Raw genomic sequence first — 12,458 nt, forward strand, 5'->3', positions numbered from 1 at the left:
CGAGTGGCAAACTCTGCTCAAGCTAAAAAACGTGCTCGTCAAAACGTTAAAGCACGCAAACACAACGCAAGCTTACGTTCTATGGTTCGTACTTACATCAAACGTACAGTAGCTGCTATCGCTGCTGGTGATTACGCAGTTGCTTCTGAAGCATACAAAACTGCTGTACCAGTAATCGACCGTATGGCTGATAAAGGCATCATCCATAAGAACAAAGCTGCTCGTCATAAGAGCCGTTTAAATGCACAAGTTAAAGCTTTAGCTAACTAATTTATGCATTAAAAAAAGCCCTTTTTAAAGGGCTTTTTTTGTATCTATTTTTTGAACTTTCACAAGGCGCACACCCTTTTCAGTACATCTATACTTAACAATACGGTTTAAAACTCAAATAAAATTTAGCAAGTGCTCTCTAGCACCTACGAGAACATCTACTTACAAAAAAAGCCCCCTTTTAGGGAGCTCGTTTTCATTTCATGTTAAATCATTTGCCAGATGAGCAGTGGTTTAATTCAAAGATTGAGTTTTCAAGTTTTTCACTAAAATACCCATGTTTCTTGATGTTGCCCCAGCTAAAATCAAGCTTGTATTTTGGTTCAGCATTGTCCATTTTTGATTATTATTTCCAGAGCAGCCATATCGAATTGCAATCTGACGGTTATTTACCAAATTACCCGAGTTTAGATCTAAGCACTGTCCTGATTGTTTAATAGCAGACGTCGTCGCATCCATTGACCACACTTGTGCTGTATTATTCGCCACACAGTCAGTCAAGGTGACTTTAGCACTTCCTCCATTACCCGTTAAACATTGTCCCATAGCCGCTTTACTATGGATACGTCCTAAACTGTCATAAACCCACTGCTCCGTATCATCAGCAGTACAAGCCGATGGACCACTAATGTAAACATCCATTTTTTGGTTAGATGCCAGCTCTGTTTTTAAGCAATTCTTGTTATTTTTCAACAATCCACTTTGTGCAAGTGGGTCATCTTGTTGTAAACCTAGCTGTTTGATAAAAGCATTGAGTGCATCAATCGCAGCAGGTACATCTTTGGCTAAATCATCATAATAAACATTTACCCAACGATTTAAACGCATCCATCTAGTTTCTTGCTCTTCATAACGCTCAAGTACCTGCTGTGCAGCTAAACTCATCTCATTTTTATACGATTTATAAGCCTGATAAACCATTGAACCGTTTGGTGACAAAACAATAATATTATTCGCGGCTTGATTCAGTAGCTCTTGCTCAAGTAGGGGCAACTCTACATCGCGTAAGGCTTTATAACCCTGTGCTTTCCCAATCTTAACTGCAGGCGTAATAGCCGTAGCATATTGGGGAATCACTGTAGTCGATAATAATTTGGCAGCAGCATTGGCCTGCTTACAATATAAATCAACTTTTTGAGGGTGATCTGCAAGCGCTAAATTGACATGTAATTTATTGGCATTACTACCTAATCGTGTCGGAGCCAGTGCAATATTGGTTACTGTATTTGGATACTGTACATTTAACCAACATGCATCCTGATTTAACGCCGTATTTGCAGCGGGTAAATCATAAACATTGCCCCAGTTTGAACGTGCCGCAGGATATAGTAGCCCAACCTTTGCAACAGGGTCATAGCCACCCAAAATGGTCACTACAGGCTCACCAAAAACACGTGGGCGTAGATAGTTTTGCTTTGGTTGATACCAGACAGGTGCTGAAGAATTGGGCATCTTCTCTTGAAACACTTCCATTTGCCTAGTCTTAGCATTCCACTTTTTATAACCCGTCGGTGAAGTCTTGTCCCACACTAAGAGTTTATTAAATTGAGGTTGAATTTTTTCGAAGGTGCTGTAACCCGTATAGTGGGTATAACGTGAAACTGAGCTTGATGCATAACCACCAGACATGGCATCTCGGCTATGTGGATATAAAGCTAAAAAATTTGCAATTCCTGTAGAAGAAGCCCATAAATCCTTATTATTCCAAATCAAATTACCCCGCATCATATTACGATACGGAATATAACCCCAACCACTGTCCGCATGATGAGAGGTCCAGAAATCATTACCCTTCTCCTGCCCAGGATAATGCCCCAATCCATAGTGGTGTCCAATTTCATGACTAAATTCATTCCCAACCGAATCATACAACGTTAGCATGCCGTTACCACCACTTAAGCCATGATTACTTTCTCCATTGGCATATTTTCCACGGCTATGGTGTGCAACTACGGTTTGGGTTAATTGTGGTTGATCTTGATTTACCATCGAAGCACTGGTAATTCCCCAGTTTGCTAGATTAATGCCTACACTAAATGTCGACTTCCCCACGTTTTCACGCATGTCACCCTCATAAACCCCGCCTTGGCTGGCACTTGCCGTATCGTAAATCGTCCCGTCGGCAATCATGACGCGATCTAACTGAATATCATCATATTTTGCAACGGTCATTTCAGCAGCTGGAATCGTTTGAAAGTAATCTGAACCTGCCCGAACAGGATCATTCAGCATATAGTGACCATTGGAAACAGGAGGAGCAGTTAACATGCCGATACGAATATTATTTAAGACCAACTCTCCAGGAGAGGCAAAATCAATTTTATCTTCCGCGATTTGCCCCTGCCGTCCATGAGAATCTTTAAACTGAATACGCAAACCTGGACGTATTTCATCCCAATTGAGTCGAGCACTCCACGCACGCTTACTATATTGCACACGCGCACGCTCATCAGTATTAGTTTGATCAGACTGAGGAATCTGAGTTGGATCGTTAAATATAACTGTGCGGAGCAACTGATTATTCATGTAAATATCAGCACTCAGACCATCAATTTTCCCCATGCTATCAGTTGGCGTAACTAGCAATAGCGCTTCTTTTTCCATCGTCAGACGCGGCATTTTTTTACTTTCATTACCATTTGGATCAACCACATGACTCTGACCAAATTGCAGCATCGCCTCAAAGCTACCAGTTAAATCATTTCGTATCACACGTATTTTTGAGTTTGCATCGTAATCAAAATAACCCAATGTATTTACATCAGCCACATCCTGTGTAGGTTCCGCATAGGTTTTCACTACAGGCGTTGTAGAGTTTTCGGTTCCACTCTCTCCACCACCACATGCAGCAAGCATCAGCGTTACAACACAAAGACTTAGCTTGCAATACAAGAACTCATTCACACTTTTCACATCTTCCCCCAAAATAGTCACAAATAAAAATCAAAAAACCATTAATAATTTATATAAATCAAAAGCTTAATTATTTAACACTATTTTCTATTCATATTCAATTTACATAATTTGTCACTTCAGAACATATTTTTTATAAACCTTAAAACTAAAGTCCGAAAAGTAAAAGTTCTGTGACAGGGCTTGAATTTATGAAAAATAATGATGAGTTATACATTTGAATTTGCACCAATATAGTGCCAATATTTGTCAGTCAATTTCTTTTAAAAAATATATTTCAATTAATTTTCTTTGTAAGCACGTAGCTTATTTTAATTTTTAGATCCAAAACGACTAAAATCCCATAAATAAATTATGGTATTCTGTTTTCTTATAATGAAACCACATAGAATGTTCTACTGGGGAATAGCATGATTAATAAATTTCTTCCAACACTTGAAAAATTCCAACCGACAGAACAACAATATATTGAGTATTTTCATACCAAAGGTGAAAAAGACATACTCGCCAAAGTCATCTCAAATATGCGTGGAACCGCAGAAATTCAGGCCTCTCAGGGCGTTGACGCGTGGTTAGGCTATGGCGTTTACTTGCCTGCAATTGAACGTATTTTTGCACTGCACCAAGGGGAAACGGAAGCTGAGTTTTATGACCGCACTCAATATCCAGCCGATGTTGTCAATGCTTATACCCTTTCGAATCATGAGATTGCCACGCTCATTGCTGCAGATAAATACAATCGCATTCATCAGCACAGCGTAGCGGTGAATACCTCATTATGGCCTTTAAATGATGAAGGCCTAAGTATCGACTTACTCGATTTTCCCAATCGACTCAAAGCCAAAATTTAAATTGATGCGATATAGCATTTAATAAAGCCGACGAATGATCGATCTATAAATCTCGTATATTCTTTTTCTCGTTCAAACGAACGTCTAAATGAATGAACGAGATTTTTAGTTGAATTAATTTTTATTTTTAAACAAAGCACTTACAGATTTTGAAATTCATGAATATTCAGTTCATTCATTTCCCCACGCCAAATCCATTTCAATTTTGATTCCAAAAACACATCTCCCTCAAACCATACGAAAAGACCTTCCATCATTTTCGGCCAGTCTTCTTTGGTCACAATCGTACGCCCTGAAATAACCGCCAAAATCGCAGCTAAAATCGTGTCATGACTGACCGCAAGGCTCAAACCATAAGGGTTGTTCGGATGCGTGTTATATATAAGCTCCAATACATCTACGACACCGTGAATCGGATGCTTCATACCAGGTAAGGCATTATTCACAAAGCTATTAATAAATCCTAGAGCGCCTTGACGCTGAAAATAAGGGCCGGCTTGCTTAATATCCAAAACAAAACTGCCTGGCTCAACCAATAAACCTTGTTCGATAATTTCAATACGGTGGGTATTTGGCTCAAGGGTTTGTCCATCTGCCCCTTGAATCATTAACGCAGCGGTATCAATACAACGTTGAATTGGGCTAGAAATACAGTGTTGTATCACTCGATCCGTATTATCGATCAGATAGGAACCCCACGCCTCCGCCAAATCTCGCCCTTGATGCGTCAACTGTAAATCATAGCCTGCAAGCCCCTGACCCGTAACAACTTCACGAATGGAATGACGTGTAAACAACGTCACTGGCGTTTTTGCATCTGGCAATAAATCAATTGCCTTCAACATACTAGGCGGGAGTAACTCTAAGGCCATAATCACTAGCAACTCAATAATTCAAAAAACACTATAGCACGCTCAGTTTTTAGCTCAAGCCGACGAAGGCATTAGTTCAAGTGCTTGTAATGCCAGTTTTTTCATATCTTTATTTCGATATGCAATAAAACCGCCATTCAGTAAACTCAATCTTTGGTTATATACGAATGGTCGTCCCTGAAAATCAACCAAACCACCACCGATTCGCTCCAATAAACACTGCCCAGCACTGGTATCCCACTCACTCGTTGGGTGAAAGCGCGGGTAAATATCGACTCGGTCTTCCAACACCATACAAAACTTATATGCACTCCCTGCGCGATACTCTTGAATAGGTGTAAGTTTTTCTAACTGCTCTAAATACACATGGTACTGTGGTTTACTCTGACTACTTTGACTTAAGCCGACTTTAACAGCACTGTGGTTTTCAACTGGAACATATTCAGACCATACGTCTTTTTCAATATTATATTTTAAAGGCTGACCTTGTAGTGGACAGAAGTAAATTTGCTGTTCACAAGGAATAGCCAGTACCGCAAAAGTTGTATGCGCACCCTCAATAAGACTGAGATTGATGGTGAATTCAGGACGTTGATGCAAAAATTCTTTGGTGCCATCTAAAGGATCAAGCATCCAAAAAGACTGCCACTGCTGTCTATGCGCATGCTGCCCTTCTTCAGAAAGAACAGGCAAATGAGGAAAGGTGTTGTTTAAAGCATCAGTAATAAATTGATTGACACGATAGTCCGCTTGCGTGACGGGTGAATGATCGTATTTTCGTTCAACTGTAAAATCACCACCTGCAACATAAGCTTGATACTCTGCTCGTAAAATCTCGCACGCTTGAGTCACAATCGGTACAAGTTGCAATATCAGCGCATCTTGAGGTGCAGTTGTGGGCTTAAACATGAGACCGCCTTTTTATTCATTAAGTTATAGATCGAGAAGTTCATCTATTGGGATAGCAGCATGCTGATCGCCTCGTATTCAACGGTATACAGTCACCTCAGAGGAGAACACGCGAACACTTTTTCAACACTGCCTTAAAAATATTATACGCCTAAGACACTCAGGAAATATCACTCAATTCCAATTCTTCTTTTGACTTTGGGTTGAGTGGTCCAATCAACCTGACTTTACCTTTACCCACACCTTAAATATTGAGACTAGAGAAAGTCACAAGCTGACCGTTTCTAATTTGTACTTACGCTTAACTTCTTTTCAGCTTTATACATCCAAGTGATTACTTTAGGAAAAATCATCGCGCAAAAAAATCCCACGCATGGGAGCGTGGGATATAAAACAAGAAAAGCTACAGCGCTTTAATTTCGAGTGTAGTATAAACCTGCATTTAAAATACATCAATTAAAAAATGCACTCTTTCTCCAGTTTTTTTAAATTACTTTACAGCGACTCATTTTTATCTGAACACTTCACTTCTAATTGATACTCATCCTGCGTCACTTTGATCTTAATCTTTTGATACTTTCTTTTATTCGGATCCATAGCCGAACTAGCGACTTCATGCAAAAACTTTCGGTCATTCATAAGCTCGCTATATGCTTTATAACCAATCAAAATCTTTTCAGGCTTTTTATTTTTGGAAATTAATTCTTTTAGAATATCGTCTAGTTCATTTGCAGTAACAATTGACATATCGAAGCAACTCAAAATAAAAAAGATTATCCATGAACAATATGATCAAAAGATGTCAGAAATCATCTTTCTCACTATTTTCATTTCAATAGAAAAATAAAAGCCCGATCAGTATAAAAACAAATCGGGCTTTTAGTCTGCAATCACTCAGACCAGAAAGTTATTATAATAAAAAACCTGTTTACCTCTCTCCAAATAAACAGGCTTAACTGCACAAACATCATCTAATCATTATATTTTCATTTCTTTATGTCACACACTCTACAGACCAAATATTTAAGATAAATGAAACCTTAGGGCTTTTTAACACAATTGAATACTTAATCATCATTACGTAAAAAGGTTAACTCATATTCATCGTGCGTAATTTTAATCTTGGTATTGCGATAAGTCCGCTTATTTGGATCTAAAGATGAACTCATTACATTTTCTGCAAATTTTTTATTCGACATAAATTTTGCATAGAGCATATAACCAATACGGATTTTTTTAATGGCCTTTTTCTTACCTTTTGCTTCATATTTATCTAAGGTTTCATCTAAAAAATCTAAATTTAATTCACTCATCCATTCCTCTCTATTTTATTCTCATTCGCCACATCTTTTTTAACCGATTCTTGTGTAAATAACCAGAAAAACCACTTTATTTTTTATTTTTGTCAGAAAACTTACTTTTATTGCGCTGGGCTGGATACAACGAATCTTTCTCCATCAGTTGAAGTGATTTAAATTTAGCTTCAAACATAAAAAATCGCCCTCAGGTGGTGTTAATAGTATCGATGTAAAATGAACATTTGATGAAATAGATTAGATAGATATGAGAGCCGAATAGCTAAGTGGTACTGAAAAGCTGAAAAAACCAATGATGCAGTCCATTGTAATCCATGGCTGATTTAGGTCAGCAGCAACAGTAGAGGTTTTTCTATAATAATGACTGCTCTAAGTGTTCTCATCGGATGTTTACAAAAACTCTTCCTTCTCCATAAGGTGAATCATTTCTTATGTTGAAGTTCAATATTGTTGTGGATCAATGTGCGATTAACACATCTTATATACTCTGACTTAAAAAATTGAGATCCCATATTCTTCAATTTTTGACAATGAGGTATGCAAGTCCGTAAGCTTATGCAGCTATACGCTATAATTACGCCATATTTGCATAAAGTAAAACTACTAGATCGACTGCTAACTGTTTTCTATAGCCGTTGCTGAACTTTGAAACATTGGAGATTTTTTGAGTGGAAAAGCCAATTATCATTTTTGATATGGACGGCACATTACTAGATCTTGCCTATGATGATTTTATTTGGAATCATCAGCTTCCTATCCGTTATGCTGAACAACACCAGTGCTCTTTAGAACAAAGTACTCAGGCCCTGTTTCAGTTTTATCAAACCCATAATCACACACTCAATTGGTATTCTACGCGCTTTTGGACAGCCAAAGTCGGCGTAGATACGCTCGCTTTGCAGCAGGAATTTAAGCATAAAGTTAGCCTACGTGAAGGCTGTCTTGAACTTCTCGACTATTTAAAAAGTAACGGCTACCCTTGCTGGCTTGCCACTAATGCTGACTGCGAGGGACTCAAGTTCAAACTTGAACACACGAAACTGGCTTCATATTTCGATGTCATTATTAGCAGTGAAACTCTCGGTCATGCCAAAGAGTTTACTGAGTTTTGGCAACATCTCCATGAACGCCATCCTTTTGCAGCCACACAGTGTTACTTTATCGATGACACTGAAAAAGTACTAAAGGGTGCTGAAAGTTATGGTATTCAAAACCTATTTACCATTGCTCAACCCTCATCACTAGGTCAAAGCAAGACATCCAGCCCTTATCCGATCTTAAATCAGCTCACCGATTTAATTCCTTATTTAGAGCAAGCTGAGGTCACGGCCAAATATGCGTAAATCTACTTTAGCGGAAGATGCTGTCGGCATGCGTATTGACAAATGGTTATGGGCAGCACGTTTTTTTAAAACACGTTCCATTGCCAAAAATGCAATTGAGGGAGGCAAAGTTCACCACAATGGCGAACGTGTCAAAGTGTCGAGAGAAGTTCGGGTTGGAATGGAACTCACCATACAACAAGGTATTGACAAGAAAACCGTAGTGATCAAAGAGCTCTCTGACGTGCGTGGCCCCGCTCCTGTTGCACAAAAATTATATGAAGAAACTGAAGTCAGTATTACACGACGGGAATTGATTGCAAGCCAAAGAAAGTTGCATAATCTAGCTCGACCTGATCATCGTCCAAGTAAAAAAGACCGACGCGATATCAGTAAGTTTAGACAAGAAAATGATCAACAATTTGACCAATATTGGTCTTATAATGATGATGAATGACATGCGTCATATTGTGTCGCACACGATGTGACTTTTATAGAAGATACAGACTAAATCTGTCACTATACTGAGCATATTCAGTAAATATCCGTGACATCGTTTTGAGGTTGTAAGATGGATGATAATAAAAGCAAGGCGCTCAATGCTGCGCTAAGCCAAATTGAAAAGCAGTTTGGTAAAAACACAGTAATGCGTCTTGGCGATAACACCGTACAAGCTGTTGAAGCGGTATCAACGGGTTCTTTGACACTTGATATTGCTCTAGGCATTGGCGGCTTACCGAAAGGTCGTATCGTTGAGATTTATGGTCCTGAATCTTCAGGTAAAACAACCATGACTTTACAAGCGATTGCCGAATGTCAAAAAGCAGGTGGTACATGTGCATTTATCGATGCAGAACACGCTTTAGACCCACAGTATGCGCGTAAACTTGGCGTAGATATTGACAATCTACTGGTTTCTCAGCCTGACCATGGTGAGCAAGCACTTGAAATTGCAGACATGCTGGTTCGCTCTGGTGCCATTGACCTCATTGTTGTCGACTCTGTTGCAGCATTGACACCACGTGCGGAAATTGAAGGTGAAATGGGTGACTCACACATGGGCCTTCAAGCGCGTTTAATGAGCCAAGCATTACGTAAAATTACAGGTAATGCAAAACGTTCAAACTGTATGGTGATTTTCATTAACCAAATTCGTATGAAAATTGGTGTAATGTTTGGTAGCCCTGAAACCACGACTGGTGGTAATGCGTTGAAATTCTATGCGTCTGTGCGTTTAGACATTCGTCGCGTAGGTCAGGTCAAAGAAGGCGATGAAATCGTTGGTTCTGAAACCAAAGTGAAAGTTGTCAAAAACAAAATGGCACCTCCATTCCGCGAAGCGCTCTTCCAAATCCTGTATGGTAAAGGTGTCAACCATTTGGGCGAACTTGTAGACTTGGCTGTTCAACAAGAAATCGTACAAAAAGCAGGTGCTTGGTATTCATACCAAGGTGATAAAATTGGTCAAGGTAAAAACAATGTGATCCGTCACCTTGAAGAAAACCCTCAGTTGGCTGAAACCATTGAGAAAATCATTCGAGAAAAACTACTGACGACTGCAAACGCTGCGCCTGTAGAAGAGAATGAAGAAGAGCCAGACTTTTTAGATGCTTAATTAAAGGTATCGAAAAAGATTAAATGTTATTACACGACATTTAGGCTTACACTAAGAAACGCCCTACGGGGCGTTTTGTTTATTCAGATCTATTTCATAGCCGATTATGCCTAATTCAAAATTCCCTAAACTCCTTGACTATGATGCTCTCAAACAACAATTTGGTGAGGAAGAATCCCCCGCTACTCAATACGGCCACACGCAGGTAACACAAGAAACTGCTGCTGCTTTAGATTTTGATGAAGAGAATCAACCCAAACCCACAGGTTTAACAGGTTCCCGTCTACGCTCTTATGCCTTTGCTGTATTAACACGTAAGGAATATTCAAAAGCAGAATTGATTGAAAAATTGGCCACATGGGCAATGCACCGCGAAGAAGTGATTAAACTGGTTGAAGAGCTTTCAGCACAAAACTATCAGAGTGATCAACGTGTGGCTGAGATCACTTTATCGAGCCAAAAGCGTAAAGGCAAAGGCCCTAATCGCATTAAACTGGCGCTTAAAACTAAAAAGATTGACACTGGTTTAATTTTAGAAGAACTAAAAGAAACAGATTGGGTCGAACAAGCCTATCAACTCAAAGTTAGAAAGTATGGAATTGAGGTCGCAACAGATCCAAAACTAAAAGCCAAGCAAATCCGTTTTTTAATGTATCGTGGCTTTGAAATGGACGCGATTATGAAAGCGATTAATCGCAGGGTTGATGACTAATCACCATTCGCTCTTGACCAAGCTATACCCAAATCACCTTTATAAATATTGATCTTATATTCACACCCAACATTAACTACATGTAATCGTTAATGAATTATAAAATTATAGCACTCTTAAATAAGTATAAATCAAACCAAACTCAGAAAAGCTTAAATATATACAAGACGTGTAAGATAAAAAATAATGCAATGATTTCTAATGCTTGAAATACATCACGCCCAAAAGAAAAAATACACATGGTAGAGAGCAAAAAGAGGTGAGGAATAGAGTAAATGAATTTTAAAATAAAAGTTAAGGGTAAAGATAATAGGAAATATTACAAATGTAATAACAGTCAATGGACAAGATATTTTTAAATTTGGTCTACATACAATGTATTTGTGTATTGATTATTATATTTTTAATAAATGAATATGGTGGCAACCCTACCAGCAAGCCTTCGGCACATCATATTTCTACTACCGTTGCTACCTTCCGGTCCTGGCGGGGTTCGTAGAGTACAATTGCGAAGTAACCGGCAGGGCTACCATTGCAAGAACAGAGTATAGAGATTTTTCCCTAAGTTGCAAGCCTATAAACGACTTTTCAATAAGTATTTCATTCAATTGACTATTTATAAAACAAAATCAAGAAAAATCGCTCAATTTTTGGTAACGACTAGGCTACATTCATTTACCTAAATATACGACAACAATGTAAAAGGTTATTGCAATTCATAACGTTGCCGTTTTTAATGAGGGAAATGAATTTTGTTTGATGTGTCCCCCATCAAAGCCTTATAACACGGATATTTTATGATGCTAAAGAAGCATAGCCTATGTGCCCTCACCCTACTTTGCACAACGCCTGTTTTCGCCAATATTCCAATTGAATCTCGCGGCTTAAGCCAAGCAACGAACAATAGTGTCAATCCAACCAGCGTCGCAGTAGACACAGGTGCGAGTGCAACAGCAACCAATATTAATTGGCAAATCATGCAAAAGAACCAACAATTAGAAAGTGATTTGCGTAGCTTACGCGGTAAACTTGAAGAGCAAGACAACGAGATCGCTCAACTCAAACATGAGTTGGAAAATCGTTACGCTGACCTAGATCAACGCTTAGAGTTACTTCAGCAAAAAGTAGACCCTGAAGCGAGTACCACAACGGAGGATAACCAACAGGATACTCCTCCCAGTAACACCACAATCACCAACCCCAGCAGTAACACAACCGCAGCCGCAGTAAACAAAGCACCTGTAGTGGTCAGTACGCAAAACACATCAGAGCCATCTGAGCTAGAAAAAGCCGCGTATACTGTCGCATTGGATGCCTATAAGCAAGGTGGTGCGAAGAAAGCGATTGCACCCATGCAAAATTTTATTAAAAACAATCCCAACAGTGTTTACATCAGCAATGCATATTTCTGGTTAGCGGAATTTAATTTAGCGATTGAACCTACCAACTATGCAGAAGCGAAAAAGAACTACGGGATTGTGGCAAACCAATACCCAAACTCTTCGCGCGCACCTCGAGCCGTCTATCAGCTCTATAATATTGCCAAAGAAGTGGATAAAAACTCGACTCAGGCCAACCAATACAAAGCCAAACTTCTTAAGCAATATCCCAAGTCTGAAGAAGCCTCTTTCTTTAAAAAATAATTTTCCTACAGATATAAAAAAAGACACGCGAAGTG

The 12,458-nt window shown here is 39.0% G+C and carries 12 protein-coding genes and 1 other RNA gene; 7 read left to right on the top strand and 6 right to left on the bottom strand.

What is annotated here, in order from left to right; genetic code table 11:
• Positions 1-3: 3 nt before the first annotated feature.
• On the top strand, positions 4-270 hold the full coding sequence (rpsT, locus tag JZ787_RS10165; protein ID WP_004696602.1) for a 30S ribosomal protein S20: 267 nt from the start codon (positions 4-6) through the stop codon (positions 268-270).
• A gap of 234 nt (positions 271-504) precedes the next feature.
• Here rpsT and JZ787_RS10170 read toward each other — a convergent pair whose 3' ends face one another.
• A complete protein-coding gene (locus JZ787_RS10170) occupies positions 505-3,126 on the bottom strand; it encodes a M66 family metalloprotease (protein WP_346312349.1) in 2,622 nt (873 codons plus the stop codon).
• Between the two features lie 467 nt (positions 3,127-3,593).
• Between JZ787_RS10170 and JZ787_RS10175 the strand changes: the two genes are divergently transcribed.
• The gene (locus JZ787_RS10175) at positions 3,594-4,034 is read left to right on the top strand and encodes a hypothetical protein (protein ID WP_010326978.1); all 441 of its coding nucleotides are present in this window, start codon (positions 3,594-3,596) and stop codon (positions 4,032-4,034) included.
• Between the two features lie 140 nt (positions 4,035-4,174).
• On the opposite strand, the gene JZ787_RS10180 is transcribed toward JZ787_RS10175, so the two are convergent.
• The 4 genes from JZ787_RS10180 to JZ787_RS10195 all read right to left on the bottom strand — a co-directional run bounded on the left by JZ787_RS10180 (position 4,175) and on the right by JZ787_RS10195 (position 7,128).
• Entirely contained in the window at positions 4,175-4,906 is a 732-nt protein-coding gene (locus tag JZ787_RS10180; RefSeq protein ID WP_004696597.1) for a histidine phosphatase family protein, read from the bottom strand.
• 54 nt (positions 4,907-4,960) lie between these two features.
• Entirely contained in the window at positions 4,961-5,815 is an 855-nt protein-coding gene (locus tag JZ787_RS10185) for a 3'(2'),5'-bisphosphate nucleotidase CysQ (RefSeq protein ID WP_346312236.1), read from the bottom strand.
• 495 nt (positions 5,816-6,310) lie between these two features.
• Positions 6,311-6,562 (bottom strand): hypothetical protein, encoded by a 252-nt coding sequence (locus tag JZ787_RS10190; RefSeq protein ID WP_005401037.1) that lies wholly within the window; start codon positions 6,560-6,562, stop codon positions 6,311-6,313.
• 320 nt (positions 6,563-6,882) lie between these two features.
• Entirely contained in the window at positions 6,883-7,128 is a 246-nt protein-coding gene (locus tag JZ787_RS10195; RefSeq protein WP_004696593.1) for a hypothetical protein, read from the bottom strand.
• Positions 7,129-7,799: 671 nt separating this feature from the next.
• On the opposite strand from JZ787_RS10195, the gene JZ787_RS10200 reads away from it, so the two are divergent.
• The 4 genes from JZ787_RS10200 to JZ787_RS10215 all read left to right on the top strand — a co-directional run bounded on the left by JZ787_RS10200 (position 7,800) and on the right by JZ787_RS10215 (position 10,780).
• Entirely contained in the window at positions 7,800-8,474 is a 675-nt protein-coding gene (locus JZ787_RS10200; protein WP_004981908.1) for an HAD-IA family hydrolase, read from the top strand.
• Positions 8,467-8,910: a S4 domain-containing protein gene (locus JZ787_RS10205; protein WP_004696588.1), complete on the top strand. Its 444-nt coding sequence runs from the start codon at positions 8,467-8,469 to the stop codon at positions 8,908-8,910. The genes JZ787_RS10200 and JZ787_RS10205 overlap by 8 nt, the downstream gene beginning before the upstream one ends.
• 114 nt (positions 8,911-9,024) lie before the next feature.
• Entirely contained in the window at positions 9,025-10,068 is a 1,044-nt protein-coding gene (recA, locus tag JZ787_RS10210; RefSeq protein ID WP_005401034.1) for a recombinase RecA, read from the top strand.
• Positions 10,069-10,174: 106 nt separating this feature from the next.
• On the top strand, positions 10,175-10,780 hold the full coding sequence (locus JZ787_RS10215) for a regulatory protein RecX (RefSeq protein ID WP_346312237.1): 606 nt from the start codon (positions 10,175-10,177) through the stop codon (positions 10,778-10,780).
• Positions 10,781-11,206: 426 nt separating this feature from the next.
• Here JZ787_RS10215 and ffs read toward each other — a convergent pair.
• Positions 11,207-11,303: signal recognition particle sRNA small type (gene ffs, locus JZ787_RS10220), an RNA gene on the bottom strand.
• A 274-nt stretch (positions 11,304-11,577) separates the two neighbouring features.
• Here ffs and JZ787_RS10225 point away from each other — a divergent pair.
• Entirely contained in the window at positions 11,578-12,423 is an 846-nt protein-coding gene (locus JZ787_RS10225) for a YbgF trimerization domain-containing protein (RefSeq protein WP_058869820.1), read from the top strand.
• Positions 12,424-12,458: the final 35 nt, after the last annotated feature.

Origin of the sequence: Acinetobacter sp. BWR-L5, from assembly GCF_039655985.1 — a bacterium.
In the GTDB taxonomy this organism is placed as follows: Bacteria; Pseudomonadota; Gammaproteobacteria; order Pseudomonadales; family Moraxellaceae; genus Acinetobacter; species Acinetobacter johnsonii.

Bases quoted from the DNA above. Each gene is read 5' to 3' on its own strand.
- JZ787_RS10170 (WP_346312349.1), bottom strand. From the start codon at position 3,126: ATGCTTGCTGCATGTGGTGGTGGAGAGAGTGGAACCGAAAACTCTACA.
- JZ787_RS10175 (WP_010326978.1), top strand. From the start codon at position 3,594: ATGATTAATAAATTTCTTCCAACACTTGAAAAATTCCAACCGACAGAA.
- JZ787_RS10180 (WP_004696597.1), bottom strand. From the start codon at position 4,906: ATGGCCTTAGAGTTACTCCCGCCTAGTATGTTGAAGGCAATTGATTTA.
- JZ787_RS10185 (WP_346312236.1), bottom strand. From the start codon at position 5,815: ATGTTTAAGCCCACAACTGCACCTCAAGATGCGCTGATATTGCAACTT.
- JZ787_RS10190 (WP_005401037.1), bottom strand. From the start codon at position 6,562: ATGTCAATTGTTACTGCAAATGAACTAGACGATATTCTAAAAGAATTA.
- JZ787_RS10195 (WP_004696593.1), bottom strand. From the start codon at position 7,128: ATGAGTGAATTAAATTTAGATTTTTTAGATGAAACCTTAGATAAATAT.
- JZ787_RS10205 (WP_004696588.1), top strand. From the start codon at position 8,467: ATGCGTAAATCTACTTTAGCGGAAGATGCTGTCGGCATGCGTATTGAC.
- recA (WP_005401034.1), top strand. From the start codon at position 9,025: ATGGATGATAATAAAAGCAAGGCGCTCAATGCTGCGCTAAGCCAAATT.
- JZ787_RS10215 (WP_346312237.1), top strand. From the start codon at position 10,175: ATGCCTAATTCAAAATTCCCTAAACTCCTTGACTATGATGCTCTCAAA.
- JZ787_RS10225 (WP_058869820.1), top strand. From the start codon at position 11,578: ATGATGCTAAAGAAGCATAGCCTATGTGCCCTCACCCTACTTTGCACA.